Genomic DNA, 18985 nt, shown 5'->3' with positions numbered 1-18985 from the left:
TAAAAATATAAAAATGGCAATTATTAAATGTCCTGAATGTGGTCATCAAACTAGTGACAAGGCTCCTGTATGCCCCAATTGTGGAGTAGAAATCGCAGGAAAAATAATAAAATGTCCTTATTGTGGAGAAATTTATTTAATAAGTGAGATTGTCTGCCCACATTGTCACAAATCACCTTCCAATGGCAATAATCCTATTGAGAATGACAATCAAAGCCTTGTTGAGCAAAACTCAACAAATGTAGAAAGGAATAGCTATCTAACGTCAGACAATGGTATAATCGTTCCTACAAAAGACGAGTCAAGCAATAGTTTGAATACAACGCCTCAAGAACAATATACGACTCCCAACGACAACACTCCTAAAGCAAGAAAAAATAACAGGACAACACTGATTGTTTCGTTAATAATAGCAGTGTTGGCATTAGGTGTATGCTTCTATTTCTACAACAGGGCGCAAAATGAAAAGGAAATGGAAGAATATAATTTTGCCTTAAGCAGTGAGGATCCAACAATTTTACAAGAATATTTAAATAACTTTAAAGATGCTCCACAAGAGCATATTGATTCAATTAAAGCACATTTGCAAAGACTTGAGCAATTAGATCAAGATTGGACAAATGCCATTGTAAGTGGCAGTAAATCAGCACTGATGGATTACTTAAGCAAACATCCTGATAGTCCACACAAACAAGAAGCAATGGACAAAATTGATTCTATTGATTGGGCACAATGCCTAAAATTAAATACCTCTGAGGCATATCAGATGTACATGGCAGACCATTCTGATGGCAACCATTATGAGGAGGCACAAATTGCTTTGAAAAAGATTAAAGCAAATACTGTAAGCATGGAAGAAAGACAAGCAATAAGTAATCTCTTCCATAACTTTTTCGTAAGCATTAACGAGCGCGATGAAGTTAATCTCGTTTCAAACATAAATGATAACATCAACTTTTTAGGTAAGCAAAATGCTACAAAACAGGATATCATTTATTTCATGAACAGATTGTATAAACAAGATGTTCAGAATATGGTTTGGAGTATCTCCGGTGACTACAACATACAAAAGAAAGAGATTGGTGACGAACAATATGAATATATTGTAAATTTCATGGCAAATCAGAAAGTTGAGAAAGTTGATGAGCCAAGCGCAAACTATAAGTATAAAATTAATGCAAGAATTAATCCTGACGGTAAAATGACAGAAATGTCTATGACAAGGATAAATGAATAATAATATGTTAAGATTAGTCGCCATAAGTTTCTTTACTATATGCCTTAATACACTATTGATGGGCCAGGAAAAGACTATAAAACTCCGAATTATACAGACTAGTGATGTTCATGGATGTTTCTTTCCCTATGACTTCATTGAGCGTAAACCAGCAAAAGGTTCTTTAGCACGTGTTTCAACATACATAAAGGACCTCAGAAAAACTTATGGTACTAATCTTATATTGATGGACAATGGTGACATTTTACAAGGTCAACCTACATGCTATTACTGTAATTATGTAAAGCCTGAACTTCCCAATGTAGCTGCATCGGTCATAAATTATATGGGCTATGATGTCCAAACTATCGGAAATCATGACATTGAAACCGGTCATAATGTATATGACAAATGGATAAAAGAGGTAAAGTGTCCAATGCTTGCTGCAAATATAATATCAAAAGATACGGAAAAGCCATATCTTAAGCCTTACCATATAATAAATCGTGACGGCATAAAGATTGCAATTATTGGCATGATAACTCCTGCAATTCCCAACTGGCTTAACGAAAAACTTTGGGAAGGTATGTCTTTTCAAGAAATGAAAGAATGTGCTTTATATTGGACTACCTATTTGAAGAAGCAGGAAAACCCTGATATAATAATCGGCCTTTTCCATTCTGGAGCCGAAGGAGGAATAATTACAGATGAATATGAAGAAGACGCCTCCTTAAGAATTGCCAAAGAAGTACCTGGTTTCGATTTGATTTTATATGGGCATGATCATAAGAAACACATTGAAACAATCAAAAATAAAGACGGACATGATGTTCTTTGCATGGATCCTTCATCTAATGCATACTTCATATGCGATGCTGAAATAGACGTAACAATAAACAACGGGCAAATAATAAATAAACAGATAAAAGGAAGTCTGAAAGATGTAAGAAATCTGCCTGTTGATACTGCATTCATGGAGTATTTCAAGGACGAAATAGACAGCATAAACAACTATGTCAATAAGAAAATAGGCACCTTCAAAAATTCAATATATACACGTGACTCATATTTCGGAAGCAACGCATTTTGTGATTTTATCCAAAACGTTCAGCTTAAAGTAACAAATGCCGATGTATCATTCAATGCTCCATTGTCATTTGATGCCTGTATAAAAGTTGGTGACGTATTTGTCGGAGATTTATTTAACCTCTACAAATATGAGAACCAGATATATACGATAAAAATGACAGGCAAGGAAATAAAGAATTACCTTGAAATGAGTTATGGCCTATGGACAAATACAATGGTATCAAAAGATGACCATATAATGCTGCTGAATATTGATAGCGTCAACGGAATAAAAAAATATACATTTAAAAATCTTGCCTTCAATTTTGACAGTGCAGCAGGAATTGACTATGAAGTAGATGTAACAAAACCTTATGGAAATAAGATACATATATTGCAGATGTCAAATGGCGAACCTTTTATAATGGACAAATGGTATAACGTAGCAATGAACAGCTATAGAGGCAATGGCGGAGGTGAACTTTTAACACGTGGTGCCGGGATACCAAAAGATTCCATCAAAGGCAGAATTATATATGAAAGCGAACATGATCAAAGGTACTACATCATGAAAGAAATAGAAGATGCTAAAATTGTTAATCCTAAACCAAACGGCAACTGGAAATTCGTACCATCATCACTAGCAATACCGGCAATAAGACGCGATAAAGACCTGCTTTTTGGCAATAGATAATCAATTAATTGCCATATTATAATTTATAAACTATGAAGAAGTATTGGTTTGTTTTTAATAACACAGATTTATTACTTGAAAAGAATTCAGACGGTAGTTATACGATTCCTTTTCAGGAGTATCCTCCTACTGAAATTGGAAAAGATACAACCATCCATAATATAACTCCACTGGAATCTTACGAAGTAAAAACTTATCGAATAGACGGCCCTATTAACAACGATAAGTTTGAAATGTGTAATTTAAGGGCATCATATCATAAACTGCCCCAACCACTATATCTCAAAGCAGGCAAATGTGAAGAAATACTTTATTGGGATTCAAATACAAAATTCTGTGGCGTATGTGGCGGACACATGAAACTCAATACTGATATTTCTAAGAAATGTGAGAAATGCGGAAAAGAAATATGGCCACAACTTGCAACAGCGATAATCGTATTAATACACAAAAATGATCAGGTATTACTTGTTCATGCAAACAACTTTAAAGGTAATTATTATGGTCTAGTTGCCGGATTCGTTGAAACAGGCGAAACACTTGAGCAAGCTGTCGTAAGGGAAGTAACGGAAGAAACGAGTTTAAAAATCAAAAACCTTAAATATTTCGGATCTCAGCCATGGCCATACCCTTGTGGCCTAATGATTGGCTTTTATGCAGAATACGAAAGTGGTGAAATAAAATTACAACGTTCTGAACTTGGTGCCGGTGGCTGGTTCACCATGGACAATCTTCCACCAATACCGGAAAAATTGTCTATTGCAAGAAAACTTATTGATAATTGGATTGAAAATCATGATAAAATTTAACGCAGACAAAATAATTTTCAATTTATATCCTGATATATAAAAATATCAGTCGTGCCAAATCAGCAAATTTAGATTATATGTATAGGGCAAAATATAGAGTAACAAAGATGTACCACCCTATCTACTATCAGGATCAGAAAGCATCCATCTCTTATAGAATGAAATATGAGTACCTGATACAATCAGAATTAAAATGCCCTAACATTGTTCTCATCTTTTATCAACAAGGTATTTTGATACCTAATAACACACGAAAATTGCCTTATCAGCTCTGCATTTAGTTCATAATTTTATCCTTAATTGTAATTCCAGGTCAGTGGCAGAAGAATGATTAATCTGCTGATAACTGCTGCCAATTATTTCTCTGTCAAAATATTTTGTCGTTCCTACTTTAGCAAACAATGTGACCTGTTTCAAAATATCATAACTGGCAAAAAAGGAACCTCGAATACCATGCCCATAAAATGACGGGAAATAGTATGAATAGAGCATACCCTTTTCATAAGAATACACACGGCTGTCATAACTGTCTGTATTAAAATAAGAAAAAGAAACATTTATGTTTAACCGTTTTTTTAATATGTAATTGGCATTCTGCGTTATCATCCATCCAAAACTATTTTCTTTGTATGAAGAAAAAGCAAGATCAGCCTGCGTCTTAGCTTTCCTGGCTTCAAAACTATACGCAGCAGAAAAACGTGCTCTATGATCAATTTTATTGATTAAATCCGTTTTATCTTTATTGTCTTTCTCACGTATTTTAAGCCGATAACGTGCTGAAAATATCCATCTAGGCATAACATATGTCAGTTGCAACGTATTATCTAAAGAACATGAACTTTTTGAAGCCTGATACTTAGGCCATGCAAAATAAGCATAATCGATATATGCAATTATGTTTAACGCCTGTGACGGCCGCCATGTCATTCCCAAATATATACCACTTTCATTCTGCACAGCCCCACCCTCATTAAAACTTTCAGCAAACAACGAATAATATTTGTATGAATAAAAACGCTGAAGAGCCAACATGGTCAAACGATCAGTTATGCTATAGCTTAAAGAATTAATCGTAGCAACAGCTTTACAGCCACCAGTTGCAGTCTCTCCACTGAATGACAGGCGGCTACCAGTATAACCATAATTTACACCTACATTATAAAATTCTTTACCATGAGCATAATATCTGCGATAAACCGAAGTAGTTTTAGGCACAAGCTCTTTATCTAAAGATGTGTATGCAGCAGTTGCCCCTACATAAAATCCTCCAAAACGATAATCTACATTACCGCCAAAAAGCAAATGTGAAGAATTATTTTTCTTATCCAATTCCGTCTTGGTTCGATGGTAACCAGAATTTAGTATTGTAGAAATTGTACTGTCACCTTTATTCAAAGTAGCATCAAACTTGCGATAAGAGACAAATAAACTTAAATCTAACCCTTTGGCTAAAGTGAATGTACCTGCAGCCCCTTGAAGATAGTTTCCGTCAGAAGTTGAAGAGTGAGCCCTTATATTGCTGCCACCTCTTCCCATGGATGATAGCGTTGACAACTTGCCAAAACTAAAGTTATTATTCATAACAAGCCCCATTCCGAAACGCAGTCTGTACCTGCCTAACGCCAAAGTTTTTATACGCCCCATTTTCTTCAAGACAAGATAAAATGAATAAAAATCATATCCCATACTATTTCGGCCTGCAAAAAACGGCTCTCCGGCATCTTGAGATCCAAGGAAGCCTAATCGTAGATAATCTCCATAATCGAAGTCATACCTTACACTATGTTTATATTTATAGCCCTGATATCCATTTATGTCACCTTTTCTGTCATAAAAAGGTATTTTTATAGTCCCGACAACCTCATGTTTACCATATTTTATGATGTTTTTAAAAGACGGAAAGCCCTTTTTATGCGTATCTCCAGCATAAGTAAAATAAAAAAGAAGCCTACGCTTATAATATGACAAATCTTTTATCATTACGAGTTCACCCAAAGATTTCATTGGTCCATAACGATAAATATACTCACTGATATTCTCTACATCCTTTGCAGTCAAAAAAGGAAACTGCTCCAGATCCTCTCTAGATGCTGTATTAATATTTATTGGATTTTCTTCCAGATCACACAAAAGTTCAAATGAAGACTCCCACAATGAAGACTCTATATCCTCAAGTTCACTTAACTGGTACAAAAACTGTTCCCATTCATGTGTCTGCTCAGCGTCGATATGCAATGATATGCAAAACAAAAATATAAATATAATTAGTTTTTTCATTAGAAGATTTAAAGTAATTAGTCTGAAAGTTAAATCTATGTGTTCTGTAAAAGCAATATATGATATTTACAAAGTTACACATTTTTTACGAAAACGAAACGAATCATGCTAATTTAATATGAATAATTTTTCTAAACTGTTTCCACGTATATTATTATTTTTACTAATTTTGCAAAAGATTCTGCATAATTTGCCCATAAATTAAAACAAGAAATAACCTAAAGATTATATTCAAAATAAACAAATATGATAGACGAATTTCTAGCTTATAACAAACAGTTCGTTACAGAAAAGGCTTACGAACCATATGTAACCACCAAATATCCAGATAAGAAAGTTGCAATTGTATCGTGTATGGATACAAGACTTACACAATTACTTATGGCATCCTTAGGAATAAGGAACGGGGATGTAAAGATGATAAAAAATGCAGGAGGCATCATTCAGTCACCATTTGACAGCACCATACGCAGCTTGCTTGTAGGAGTGTATGAACTGGGAGTCAAAGAGATTATGATTATAGGACACACTGACTGCGGAGCACAGCATCTAGATCCAGACGAAATGATCAGACTAATGCTGGAAAGAGGTGTTTCACAAGAACACATAGACATGATGAAATATTGCGGAATTGACTTCAGATCATGGCTTAATGGATTTAACAATTCAGAAGAAGCTGTCAGAAAGTCAGTAGAAATTGTTGCCAAACATCCTCTTATGCCCAAAGACATTATTGTACGCGGATTTATTATAGATTCATATACAGGCAAACTTTCTGAGGTTATATGCTAAACAGAAACCTCAAACAAAATAATTAAGAGCAACTATTATTTACTCGGATCAATCAAAAGAATTATTAGCAGAGCATAAGATACATCCTTTCAAAGCACAAAAGGACATCTTTTACGCTTCAATATATGTCATATTGCAGCATAAAAGCATACAAACAAGCAACTAACTGAATATCAACACGTTATACAACGGTCATATAATTCAGTTGTTTTTACCCTAAAACTCAATGATTTTTATGGTAAAAATAACTGAATTAGTTCATCAAAATCAATTACTTTATAACTTTCAACAAACAAACATTGATTAATAAAAAATTAAATCAATAAACATACATCATTATAAAATAAATTTATCTGACACAATAGAATAAAATAACCTTACATCAAAAATGTCAAGGCACCATTTATGACCTATTAAGAACAACAATTATGAAGTTACTAGACTTTAACGTTTAGCATCTCTAAAAAACAGTAAAAACACGACTTGACATAATTTATGCATTGCCCATCTGTAAAATACTATCAAAAATAAGACAAAATTATAACCTTCAGAATAAAACAATAAATACAGAATTTATATTCACTCTCAGATATATACAACACACGAGCTGAATTATAACCTTAAATTTCATTAGAACAAACACATTTAAGGATAAAAAGTCTAGATTGCACTAGATATGCTTTTTTTAATAAACAGGTTGGAAGCTTACAAAATAGCCAAATTATAAAAAAGAACAATCCCGACTGAATTATCTTCAGTCGGGACTGCCAAATTATTTAATAAACCGTCTTTATATTCAAATCCAATTAGAAGAACAAGTAACGGTTATCCTTAACATTTGCATTTATGTAAAGCTCCTGCATAAAGTTACCCACATACTGCATCATCTTCTGACGCTGACGCTGCTCATATTCTTTTGCATTAAACTTAACAGGACGCATTTTCTTTTCCAAAACCTGGAACAGATATACTCCACCGTTACCCTTAACTGCAGCAGAACTGAACTTACCCTTCGCTGTTGCAGCTACTGCACCACTAAGTGCGGGCTCGCTCATACCTGTAGACTGAACAAAGACAGGTGCAGCAAATGTTACCTGATTAACTGCAGAAACCTGAGCACCTTTTGCCTTAGCTGCAGAGATGCTGTTCACGCCTTTAACCTTAGCCATAAGCATTTCAGCCTTCTTATCACGCAAGACTTCCTGCTTTACATAATTCTTTACATTTTCATCATCAAGTGAACGGTATCCCTTCTTGTTAATCTTGGTCATAACCAAAACAAGCAGATGGTCATTATCTCCACACTCATAAAGCTGTGATACCTTGTTCTCGTCTGTCTCGAATATCCACTTAAGAGCTTCACGAGTACCATGTATACCTGCTACATAATGCTCTGAATTGCGTATATCCATGCGTTCCTGAACTTTGTAACCATACTTAGAAGCATTCTTCTGCATAGCCTCCAAAGTCTGACTCTCACTGACGAACTGGCTAAACTTATTAAATGCAGCTGAATATGTGTTCTTTGAGAACTCAATCGGTTTCTTTATCACAGCAGCTACATACTTATCTGTCATAGCCTTACGGTCTGTAATCTGCAGAATCAAATTACCTTGTGTAAGTTTTAAGTTCTTTATTTCATTAACAGGCAATGTATTCAAAGACTCAATATAAGACTTTGTATCAGCGTCCATTGAAGTTGCATTCTGATACTGATTAGATGTTATCCAATTCTTCTCGCCTGTCTGACCATATTTCTTTGCAATAGCTTCAAACTCAGCTCCACTCTTGAGTGCTGTAAATATACTGTCGGCAGTTTTTGCAGCATCAGCAGGTGTTGCGCCACCAACCTGAATTGCACGGAACTGAACTGAATCAGGCAATTGAACTTTTGATATAAGTTTTACTACATTTATGGTATTATCCAACTTATTTTCTACAGGTGCAGAAGTTGAACCTACAGCCATAGAATCAAGACGTGCTGCTATATCTGTCGGGAATGCAGCTTTTGTCTGAGGAATACCTAAATATGTAACCAAAGAACCGCTATTTCTTACTATTTCAACCGGATCAGCTGTTTCCTTCAATGACTGCACATATCCGGCAACAGTCTTTTTCAAAGCTGCACGGTCTGATGCAGAAGGCAAAACCTGATAATCAACATACTTGATTGAACGTGTTTCTTCGTATTGTTTGAAACGAGGCTTGAGTTCTTCATACTTAGCCTTCAAGTCTGCATCAGAAATCTTTACCTTGTTGTCATTTATAGAAGAATAGGCGAATGATGCCAACTGGATATTGCTTTCTTGATTTTCATCTGTATACGCCATTTTAGCTGATACAGGATTAGAAATCAAACATCCGGCCAACAATGACTGATATTTCTGAGCCAATACCTGCTGACGCAAAGATTTCTCTATAAATGTCCAGAAATTATATATACCCTGATACTGCTCTGCCATCTGCGGATTTGTTGTTTGAGCCTGCTTGTATTCAGCCAAGAACTTCTTCAACAAATTAGCATCAAAACGTCCAGTCTGCTGGTTTACGAAAGGTGTCTGAAGAAGCATCGGGTTTGTTCCAGCGTTAAGTATGTTCTGCAGTTCCTGATCTGTAACCTGCAATCCCAACTTAGATGCTTCCTTGCTGATGATTTCAGTTTGAACAAAAGTATTCCAAACCACATCCTTTACTTGATTAAGATCGTCATCAGTAAGATTGTCGCGACCTTGAGTCATTTTAATAACGTTAGTGTACTCGTCAACTAGCTTCTGAAAATCTTGCACATTGACTTTGTCACCTAAAACTTCGCCTACTTGTTGACGGCTCTCGTTTCGTGATGACTCACAAGAGCGGAACAACTCTTCAGCAATAAATGCAAAAAGGGCGAATCCTAATATACTGATGAGGATAACGCCTTTGCTTCTGATTTTTCCTAATGCTGCCATTATTATAAATATTTATTTTTTTATTATTCCCTCAAATTAGTATTTGAACATTTTAGCGCACAAAATTACAAAAAAGAAAATAAAAACAATTATTTTTCTCTTAAAAAGTTCATTGTTAAGGCTTTTCATACTGTAATTCATGCGGTATTAGCTCATTTATTCGGTATAACCTACAATCGTATCAAATTTACGGAACGCTTAAAATTAGTTTTATTTAACATTAAATTTCTTTATGCACTGTTTTGGCCGAAGGAGTTGTAGGCAATCGTTTCTTTGCCTTAACAGTATCCGGCGCTGTTAAAATAGTATCATTATCTGTATTTTCGCCAAATTTACCTTTGACGAAAGATCCCTTTGTATTAGATATTGTATAATGTCTTAAATGCTCATCACTCAAGAAATAAGTGCCCTGCATCTCTCGGTCTGGAGTAATAAGATGAGAAAATTTATGACTATACAGCTCATGGCTGTTCTGATCCCAAAACAGTTCCTCACTTGAAAAGCGCATGCCATCAACTGTTCTTACGCGAACACGCCCCCTCAGCTCCCAAATCTTTGACTGATCATAATAATATGCGGTATCGCTTTGAATATAGGCTTCAACATGGAACTTCTCATCAAACTGCTCCAAGAAAAGACCTTTATCAAAAATCCATCTAGATGGTTTTTTCTCTTGATTTACCTCCCAACGTTCAGCAACAATACGGTATTTAATTAAGCCTGAATCTGAAACCAATGTATTAACACCATAAGAAATCATTACGGCAACAGAATCACGAGGATTTATTGCTGGCGCAATGTGTTCTTTTCCCTCCTGGCAAGAAAGGAAAAGAAACACAAACACTATGAATATATAGGATTTCAATGTCTGCTTAAATAAAAACATTAATCAACTTTCCACTTCATGAACCAACGTTCATTAAACGTTATTCCTATATTAATACGAAAAGTATTCTCTGTCAACAGGCCATCTGCTGATGAATGAACCCATTGTCCGGAAACATTAAGAATAGACCTGTTATTATAGCTATTGATAATTGGAATACCGAATCCTGCACTTACGCTTATTTCCTTAGGTCCATCCTGACCGTTCACTTTATAATAAGGTGTTGAATATGAGACGCCTGCTCTAAAACGGACTCTATCAATAAAATCACGACTCATTTCATTATTACAGAACTCTCCTCCTACAGTAACTTTATATCTGTCTTTATAATAATTGTCAACTAATTCATAAGACGGAACATCATTAACGACATTGTATACCGGATACTTTACTCCACCCCACTTTTGAAGAGTGAAATCAGAACCAAGTTTCAACTTATTCTTATAATTCCACATAAAGCCGGCACCGAATGACATCGGAATTTCCAAACCATTATCCACTCTAAACGATGTAGTATCTGCGACAGAAGTCGATGAGTTTGTTGAAATAATCAGACATTCCGGATCTGAATTCAACTTATGGCCAAGTCCATAAGTCAAACCCAACGTCAATGAATTATTCTTATTCAAATTAACTGAATATTGGAGTCCAAAGTCCAACTTATAACTATTTACAGTTGCCGTATAATATTTTGACAAAGTATTCACCCAACTGTCACTATAGCTGTTAACAACAGAGCGGTTTAAGTCACCCCAAATATATGAGACATTAGCACCAATTGACAATCCTTTTAGGAATTCCCAACCAGCTCCAAAATACACTTGATGGATACCGCCACTGCCTGAATAAGTATTTGTATAAGTGGTACTTCTGTCACCATCAAGATAATCAGTAACAGAATAATTATATCCTATATTAGTGAACGGTATTAATCCAAAACTCACACCAACATGCTTAAATGCCCTAAATCCGGCAACAGCATACTCAAAATCAGCATTATTAGCATTGACTTTAGTTCCATTCTCACTGAAATTTGTTATCTGACCAGACATGCCTGCATCAAAAATAAATGTCAGCGAGTCCATTGAAGAATATGACGCCGGATTTATATAATTAACTTGATTATGCTCTCTAAATCCCAAACCCAATCCGTTCATACCTCGATTAAAACCGCTAGTCTGCTCACTTAACTGTCCTAATCCATACTGGCTATAAGGAGAATTAGTTCCACTTTGAGCGAATGTCGGAATTACACAAAGCGACAATAATGTTGCGCTTAACGCCGTTCTATACAATTTCATTGTTATATTCTAATATTCTGTTAAGTCCAATGGGGACAATAAAATCATTTGCAAAGATGGGCATTTTTTCTGAAAAATGCAAATTCAAATGAACGCCACCAGTTAAATAAACAAAAAGATCCGGATATTTTTCTAAAAAGGCTCTTACGTAACCTTCTATTTCATATTTAATACCTTGAACGACACCACTTCTTATCGCATATTCCGTAGTGTCACCCAGCATCTTCACGCAACCTTTTCGCTCAATTAACGGCAATTTTGCCGTATGTTCATTAAGTGCATAAAAACGCATTGTAGGTCCCAAGGAAATATTACCGCCCTCATAAACGCCTTCAGCCGTAACAAAATCAAATGTTATACACGTGCCGACATCTATGACGAGGACATTGCAATCAGGTCGTAAATAATTAGCACCGACAACTGCGGCCAAACGATCCGCACCTAACGTTGAAGGAGTAGCATAGCGATTAACAATTGGAACAGGAGTTTTACCGCTTATTAATTTGATTACAGGAAACGGCAAATTTTCAAATGCCGACACCAAATCGTCATCAAGACTCGCTACTGTAGAATATATACCTTTATTAAATGGGTATTTATTACAAAAATCTGTCAGTCTATATATTGCATCGCTTTTATCAACACGAACACATTCAATGATATGTCCATCATTGAAGCATGCGAATTTCACGCACGTGTTTCCTTATATCTATAATCAGATTCACTTGACTGTTTTAAATTACAGCGTGCAAAATTATTAAAAAAATTGGAATAATAGTATGTTAAATGAGAAATATGAATTATTTTTGCATCGTGAAACGTTTCAAAACATTTATAATTCTGGCCATAATATGCCTTATTTCGCTAAATACGAACGAAATAAGTGCCAGTAATAGCGTGCAGTCTCTAACAACAGACGAAGATTCGATAGAGATAAGTTTGTTGACCTGTGCACCAGGGCAAGAGGTCTATAGCCTTTACGGGCATACAGCCATCAGATACAACGACAAAAAGAAGGGAATTGATATTGCCATCAATTATGGCATGTTTTCATTCAAAGCCCCCTTTTTTATTCTAAGGTTCATCTTCGGATTGACTGATTATGAAATGGGTATTATTCCATTTGATGCCTTTTGTGAAGAATACAGATATGAGAACAGAAGTGTCACACAACAAGTTCTCAATCTCACAGCTAAAGAAAAAAAGGAGATAATTAAAGCTATCGAAAAAAATTATTTACCTGAGAACAGAGTATACAGATATAACTACTTTTATGATAATTGTACCACACGCGCCCGCAACATCTTGCTTGACAACATTGACGGGGAGGTATGTTATCCTAATAAAAAGGAGTCATATCCGTCATTCAGAGATTTAATACATTCATTTAATGATAATGCCCCATGGGCAAGATTTGGCAATGACATTTTACTTGGCGCAAAAGCAGACAGAAAGACCAATCTAAATGAATACCAATTCTTACCGTATAATTTAATGTATGACTTCGAGAAAGCCACTATAAAAAACAAAAATGGCATTACTCGCCCTTTAATTCTATCCCAGCATGATGTAGTAAAGTGTCAGACAAGCATAAATAATGAAAAGGGATTTCCACTACGCCCCAGCACTTGTGCATGGATATTCCTTGGATGTATAATAATAACTACAATCATTGAAATATGCTTTAAAAAGAATTTTTGGCTTTTTGACACACTTTTAATTTTTATATATGGTTGTATAGGTTTGATACTATTAATGATGTTTTTCTCAAAGCATCCTACAACAAGTACAAATCTGCAAATATTTTTATTTAATCCTCTGTCGCTATTTTATATATACAATATTGTAAAACGTAATAGGACAAATCGTCTTTGGTACTATCTCTCAGGATCAATCGCATGCTTCTTTATCGGAGGGCTGTTTCAGGACTACGCTGAGGGCACGTACATTTTGGCATTATCTTTGCTGATAAGATGCATATATAACATTATTCGTAAAAAGAACAATGATAAATAAATACATTACAGCAACATTCTTAGCAGTTGCATCAATAGGAAACATAAGCTCACAAAATGTAAGACCTGTTCCTAAATTGGTTGTAAATATAGCCATAGACCAATTAAGGACAGATTACATTGAAGCTTTTATTCCGTACTATAGCGAAGGAGGAATAAAAAAACTCCTAAGAAATGGTGCTGTATACAGCAATGCACAATATATGTTTTCTCCAGTGGACCGTGCATCATCAATTGCATCAATTTCCACTGGCACATCTCCATCATCCAATGGAATAACAGGATTCAGATGGTTAAACAAAAACACTTTGATTCCCGTAAATTGTGTTGATGACAATAGTTATGAAGGTATCTTCACAAAAGAAGGAGCATCTCCAAAAAATATCATTACCACGACCATAAATGACGAACTTAAAATAGCAACTGAAGGTGACGCCATTGTATATAGTATAGCTCTAGAGCGTGATGCTGCAGTTATCGGAGGTGGTCATGCTGCAGATGGAGCATTATGGTTCAATAAAGACAACAAATGCTGGTGTTCATCTAAATATTATTTCAAAAAAGCTCCAAGCTGGTTAGAATCTTATAATTTACTTTACGCGAATAATTTCACTGAAGACAATGTAAATGCAAATATTACTAATGTTGCATTAGAATGCGTGAATTCCTGTGGAATGGGAACTGATGACATCACAGATATGCTGTCATTAACATACAGCGTGAAGATTCCCGTAAAAAAAATAAACAAGCAACAATTACAAAACACATATATACAACTTGATAAAGAACTTGAAAAGTTAATATCAAAACTCGAAAGCAAAATAGGTATTAATAATCTTTTATTTGTCGTAACAAGTACAGGATATTGCGATGAAAAAGAAATTAATTACGAAAAATACAGAATACCTAGTGGTACTTTCTATATAAACAGAACAGCCAACTTACTTAATATGTATCTTGGCGCAATATACGGACAGGACAAATATATTGAAAGCTGTTTCTACAATCAGATATTCTTAAATTTAAGACAAATTGAGCTGAAGCGTATAAATATAAGTGATCTGTTAAGCCGTGCTCAATCTTTCTTGATACAAAATTCAGGAATAAAGAATGTGTTTACCAGTAATGACTTGATGCTATATGGCGACAAGAATGATTCAAAACTACGTAACTGGTACAACCCTGACAATTGTGGGGATTTAATAATTGAAGTTTCACCAGGCTGGAAACTCCTAAATGAAGATACAAAACAGCAATATGTTTCTAAAGGGAATGCAATTCCTTTTCCTGTAATTTTTTACGGGACAGGAATAAAGCATGAGGAGTTAATTACACCTGTAACAATAGACAGAATAGCTCCTACAATAGCAAAAATAATTAGGATTAGAGCCCCAAATGCATGTTCAGCATTGCCTTTATATTAAATAAAGCTAAAAATAATATAACTTTTTTACAATAAATTTGTACTTTTGTACACAAATACTCACAATTCATAAAAGAAAATAAAATATTATAGATATGGGTTTTAATAATTTTTTAAAGTCATTGTTCGGTGATAAATCGTCAAGAGACATGAAACTGATACAGCCATTAGTTGAAAAAGTCAAGGCGGCATACCCAGAAATTAAAGCACTTGATAATGACTCTTTGCGTGCCCGCACAAAGGAAATTCAAAAGTATGTTCAAGAATCTGCTCAAGATCAAAAGAAACAGATTGCTGAACTGAAGGCAAAAATCGAAGAAACACCTATTGATGAGCGTGAAGATATATTCGCTCAAATCGATAAGCTTGAAAAAGAGGTGCTTGAAATTTATGAAAAAGCCCTCAATGAAGTTATGCCGGTAGCGTTTAGCATCATAAAAGATACAGCCCGCAGATTTGCAGAAAACGAGGAAGTAGTTGTTACTGCAAATGACTTCGATAGAGAACTTGCCATTAGAAAAGATTTCGTTAGGATTGAAGGAGACAAAGCTATCTACAGTAATCACTGGATGGCCGGCGGTAACGATATGAAATGGGATATGGTTCATTATGACGTCCAACTTTTTGGTGGTGTCGTATTGCATCAGGGAAAGATTGCGGAAATGGCAACAGGTGAAGGAAAAACACTCGTTGCAACATTGCCTGTATTCTTGAACGCTCTTACTGGAAACGGTGTACATGTCGTTACGGTAAATGATTACCTTGCAAAACGTGACTCTGAGTGGATGGGACCGCTCTATGAGTTCAACGGATTATCTGTTGACTGTATTGACAAACACAGACCCAATACACCAGAAAGAAGAAAAGCATACCAAGCAGACATTACATTTGGTACAAATAACGAGTTTGGTTTCGACTATCTTCGTGACAACATGGCAATATCGCCCTCAGATCTTGTTCAACGAGCTCACAACTATGCAATTGTCGATGAGGTTGACTCTGTGTTAATTGACGATGCACGTACACCTCTTATTATATCAGGTCCTGTGCCAAATGGTGATGACCAGATGTTTGAAGAATATCAGCCATTGGTTGAACGTCTTGTTGATGTTCAAAGGAAATTGGCCACACAATTCTTGGCTGAGGCTAAACAAAAAATAAGCGAAGGCCGTGAGAAGAACGACCAAAAACTTCAAGAAGAAGGTTTCTTGAGCCTATACCGCTCTCACAAAGCATTACCGAAGAACAAGCCGTTAATCAAATACCTTTCAGAAGAAGGTATAAAGGCTGGTATGCTCAAAACGGAAGAGTATTACATGGAAAATAACAACCGTCGCATGCCTGAAGCCGTTGAACCTTTATATTTTGTTGTTGAGGAAAAATTAAATTCTGTTGATTTAACAGACAAAGGAACAGAATGGCTGGCAAAACAGGTAAATGACAAGGAGTTGTTTGTGTTGCCGGATATTACAGCACAGCTTTCTGCATTGGAAAATGAAAAAGAACTTGATGATCAACAGAAACTTGATAAGAAAGACCAGCTTCTGAATCATTATGCCGTTCAAAGTGAGCGTGTACATACGTTACAGCAACTTCTGAAAGCCTACACCATGTTCAATAAAGATGACGAATATGTTGTCATGGACGGTGAAGTTAAAATCGTCGATGAGCAAACTGGTCGTATCATGGAAGGAAGACAATGGAGCGATGGTCTACACCAAGCTATAGAGGCAAAGGAGCACGTAAAAGTAAAAGAAGCGACACAAACATTTGCAACAATAACTCTTCAGAACTACTTCCGTATGTATCATAAGCTCTCCGGTATGACGGGTACGGCAAGTACAGAAGCAGGAGAACTTTGGGATATTTATAAACTCGATGTTGTTGAGATTCCAACAAACAAGCCAGTCATAAGAAACGACATGGACGACCGAGTTTATAAAACAGCCAGAGAAAAATATAACGCCGTTATAGAGGAAATTGAAGCAATGCGAAATTCTGGTCGCCCATGCTTGGTTGGTACAACATCTGTAGAAATATCAGAACTGTTAAGCAAGATGTTGCAGATGCGCCACATTCCTCACAATGTGTTGAACGCAAAGCTTCATCAACGAGAAGCTAATATCGTAGCAGAAGCAGGACGTAGTACATTAGGAAAGGTCACTGTTACAGATTCTGACGGAAATCAACATGTTGAAGAAAGATTACTTGGAGCCGTTACTATCGCAACGAATATGGCTGGACGTGGTACCGATATTAAGTTGTCTCCAGAAGTAAAGGCTGCTGGAGGTTTGGCTATCATTGGTACAGAACGTCACGAAAGCCGACGCGTTGACCGACAGCTTCGTGGACGTGCAGGTCGTCAGGGAGACCCGGGTAGCTCAGTATTCTACGTAAGCCTTGAGGATAAGCTTATGCGATTATTTGCAAGTGAAAGAATCGCACGAGTTATGGACCGCCTCGGATTTAAAGATGGAGAGCGTATTGAAAGTCCGATGATTACAAAAAATATCGAAAGAGCACAAAAGAAAGTTGAAGAGAACAACTTCGGTATTCGTAAACGTCTGCTTGAATACGACGATGTCATGAACAAACAAAGAACTGTCGTATATGAGAAACGTCGCCATGCACTCATGGGTGAAAGAATCGGAATGGATATTACGAACATCATCTGGGATCGCGTTGTAAACATTATTGAAAAGAACGATTATGAAGGCTGCAAAGATGAGTTCCTCAAAATACTATCAATGGAATGTCCGTTTACTGTGGAGGAATTTACCAACGATAGCCATGACAATTTGGCAGAAAGAGCATTCCAAATGGCAATGGCAGACTTCAAACGTAAAACTGAGCGCATTCAAAGCGTAGGATGGCCTGTCATTAAGGATGTTTACGAAAACCAAGGTGACAGATATGAACGTATAATGGTTCCTATTACTGACGGTAAACGAATTTTCAATATTCCATGTAACTTAAAGGAAGCATACGATACTGAATGCAAGAGTGTCGTAAAACAATTCGAGAAAACTATCCTGTTACATATTATTGATGATTGCTGGAAAGAGAACCTACGCGCATTGGACGAATTGAAACATAGCGTACAAAATGCTTCATATGAACAAAAAGATCCGCTGGTTATCTTCAAATTAGAGAGTGTTAAACTGTTCGATGATATGGTAGACCAAATGAATAACCGAATCGTCGGAATTCTTATGAGAGGACAAATACCAGAAATGCAACAAGAAGAGGTACACGAAGCAGCTCCGGAGCAAAGGAGTCAACGCTATACAGAACAAAAAGACGACATGACAGATCCGGCACAACAGGCAGCAGCACAACAAGATACAAGAGAAAGTGCAGAGCCTAGAAGACAGATGCCTATTCATAAAGATAAGCTGCCGGGACGAAATGATCCATGTCCATGCGGAAGCGGTAAAAAATTCAAGAACTGCCACGGCAAAGGACTCGTATAAATCTCTATAAGGTTGATTATTATAACCAAATAAAAGCAATTCACCCAAGAAGACGTTCAACAACGTAATCTTGGGTGAATTAT

The 18985-nt window shown here is 36.0% G+C and carries 12 protein-coding genes; 7 read left to right on the top strand and 5 right to left on the bottom strand.

Annotated features, from left to right (window positions below; translation table 11 throughout):
• The first annotated feature begins 13 nt into the window (after window positions 1-13).
• From ACZMIG_RS09820 to nudC, 3 genes are read left to right on the top strand one after another with little or no spacing between them, the layout of a single operon-like run.
• Window positions 14-1237, top strand: a complete 1224-nt coding sequence (locus ACZMIG_RS09820; protein ID WP_302023551.1) for a zinc ribbon domain-containing protein — start codon at window positions 14-16, stop codon at window positions 1235-1237.
• 4 nt (window positions 1238-1241) lie between these two features.
• Complete coding sequence (locus ACZMIG_RS09815; protein WP_418874770.1) at window positions 1242-2978, top strand: bifunctional metallophosphatase/5'-nucleotidase; 1737 nt, start codon at window positions 1242-1244, stop codon at window positions 2976-2978.
• A 32-nt stretch (window positions 2979-3010) separates the two neighbouring features.
• Entirely contained in the window at window positions 3011-3787 is a 777-nt protein-coding gene (gene nudC / locus ACZMIG_RS09810; RefSeq protein ID WP_021854917.1) for an NAD(+) diphosphatase, read from the top strand.
• A 282-nt stretch (window positions 3788-4069) separates the two neighbouring features.
• Here the strand turns inward: nudC and ACZMIG_RS09805 are convergent, their stop codons facing one another.
• Entirely contained in the window at window positions 4070-6064 is a 1995-nt protein-coding gene (locus ACZMIG_RS09805; RefSeq protein ID WP_487889486.1) for a helix-hairpin-helix domain-containing protein, read from the bottom strand.
• 246 nt (window positions 6065-6310) lie between these two features.
• Between ACZMIG_RS09805 and ACZMIG_RS09800 the strand changes: the two genes are divergently transcribed.
• A complete protein-coding gene (locus tag ACZMIG_RS09800) occupies window positions 6311-6856 on the top strand; it encodes a beta-class carbonic anhydrase (RefSeq protein ID WP_021854920.1) in 546 nt (181 codons plus the stop codon).
• Window positions 6857-7662: 806 nt separating this feature from the next.
• Here the strand turns inward: ACZMIG_RS09800 and ACZMIG_RS09795 are convergent.
• The 4 genes from ACZMIG_RS09795 to ACZMIG_RS09780 all read right to left on the bottom strand — a co-directional run bounded on the left by ACZMIG_RS09795 (window position 7663) and on the right by ACZMIG_RS09780 (window position 12682).
• The gene (locus ACZMIG_RS09795) at window positions 7663-9804 is read right to left on the bottom strand and encodes a peptidylprolyl isomerase (RefSeq protein WP_487889485.1); all 2142 of its coding nucleotides are present in this window, start codon (window positions 9802-9804) and stop codon (window positions 7663-7665) included.
• A gap of 220 nt (window positions 9805-10024) precedes the next feature.
• Window positions 10025-10690, bottom strand: a complete 666-nt coding sequence (gene lptC / locus ACZMIG_RS09790) for an LPS export ABC transporter periplasmic protein LptC (RefSeq protein WP_021854923.1) — start codon at window positions 10688-10690, stop codon at window positions 10025-10027.
• Entirely contained in the window at window positions 10690-11991 is a 1302-nt protein-coding gene (gene bamG / locus ACZMIG_RS09785; protein ID WP_021854924.1) for a BamG family beta-barrel-assembly machinery protein, read from the bottom strand. The genes lptC and bamG overlap by 1 nt, the downstream gene beginning before the upstream one ends.
• Window positions 11978-12682: a type III pantothenate kinase gene (locus tag ACZMIG_RS09780; protein ID WP_487889484.1), complete on the bottom strand. Its 705-nt coding sequence runs from the start codon at window positions 12680-12682 to the stop codon at window positions 11978-11980. Before ACZMIG_RS09780 ends, bamG begins: the two co-directional genes overlap by 14 nt.
• A gap of 95 nt (window positions 12683-12777) precedes the next feature.
• Here ACZMIG_RS09780 and ACZMIG_RS09775 point away from each other — a divergent pair, with 95 nt between their 5' ends.
• From ACZMIG_RS09775 to secA, 3 genes are all read left to right on the top strand, one after another.
• On the top strand, window positions 12778-14007 hold the full coding sequence (locus tag ACZMIG_RS09775; RefSeq protein ID WP_487889483.1) for an Lnb N-terminal periplasmic domain-containing protein: 1230 nt from the start codon (window positions 12778-12780) through the stop codon (window positions 14005-14007).
• Window positions 13997-15430: an alkaline phosphatase family protein gene (locus tag ACZMIG_RS09770; protein WP_021854927.1), complete on the top strand. Its 1434-nt coding sequence runs from the start codon at window positions 13997-13999 to the stop codon at window positions 15428-15430. The genes ACZMIG_RS09775 and ACZMIG_RS09770 overlap by 11 nt, the downstream gene beginning before the upstream one ends.
• A 94-nt stretch (window positions 15431-15524) precedes the next feature.
• The gene (gene secA / locus ACZMIG_RS09765; protein ID WP_053398032.1) at window positions 15525-18902 is read left to right on the top strand and encodes a preprotein translocase subunit SecA; all 3378 of its coding nucleotides are present in this window, start codon (window positions 15525-15527) and stop codon (window positions 18900-18902) included.
• Window positions 18903-18985 lie beyond the last annotated feature (83 nt).

Source organism: Xylanibacter sp. (genome assembly GCF_057607445.1).
This window is presented reverse-complemented; position numbering and strand designations above follow the sequence as displayed.

What these genes read in the sequence shown, in the direction of transcription:
- ACZMIG_RS09820 (WP_302023551.1), top strand. Translation starts at nt 14, where the DNA reads ATGGCAATTATTAAATGTCCTGAATGTGGTCATCAAACTAGTGACAAG.
- ACZMIG_RS09815 (WP_418874770.1), top strand. Translation starts at nt 1,242, where the DNA reads ATGTTAAGATTAGTCGCCATAAGTTTCTTTACTATATGCCTTAATACA.
- nudC (WP_021854917.1), top strand. Translation starts at nt 3,011, where the DNA reads ATGAAGAAGTATTGGTTTGTTTTTAATAACACAGATTTATTACTTGAA.
- ACZMIG_RS09805 (WP_487889486.1), bottom strand. Translation starts at nt 6,064, where the DNA reads ATGAAAAAACTAATTATATTTATATTTTTGTTTTGCATATCATTGCAT.
- ACZMIG_RS09800 (WP_021854920.1), top strand. Translation starts at nt 6,311, where the DNA reads ATGATAGACGAATTTCTAGCTTATAACAAACAGTTCGTTACAGAAAAG.
- ACZMIG_RS09795 (WP_487889485.1), bottom strand. Translation starts at nt 9,804, where the DNA reads ATGGCAGCATTAGGAAAAATCAGAAGCAAAGGCGTTATCCTCATCAGT.
- lptC (WP_021854923.1), bottom strand. Translation starts at nt 10,690, where the DNA reads ATGTTTTTATTTAAGCAGACATTGAAATCCTATATATTCATAGTGTTT.
- bamG (WP_021854924.1), bottom strand. Translation starts at nt 11,991, where the DNA reads ATGAAATTGTATAGAACGGCGTTAAGCGCAACATTATTGTCGCTTTGT.
- ACZMIG_RS09775 (WP_487889483.1), top strand. Translation starts at nt 12,778, where the DNA reads ATGAGAAATATGAATTATTTTTGCATCGTGAAACGTTTCAAAACATTT.
- ACZMIG_RS09770 (WP_021854927.1), top strand. Translation starts at nt 13,997, where the DNA reads ATGATAAATAAATACATTACAGCAACATTCTTAGCAGTTGCATCAATA.
- secA (WP_053398032.1), top strand. Translation starts at nt 15,525, where the DNA reads ATGGGTTTTAATAATTTTTTAAAGTCATTGTTCGGTGATAAATCGTCA.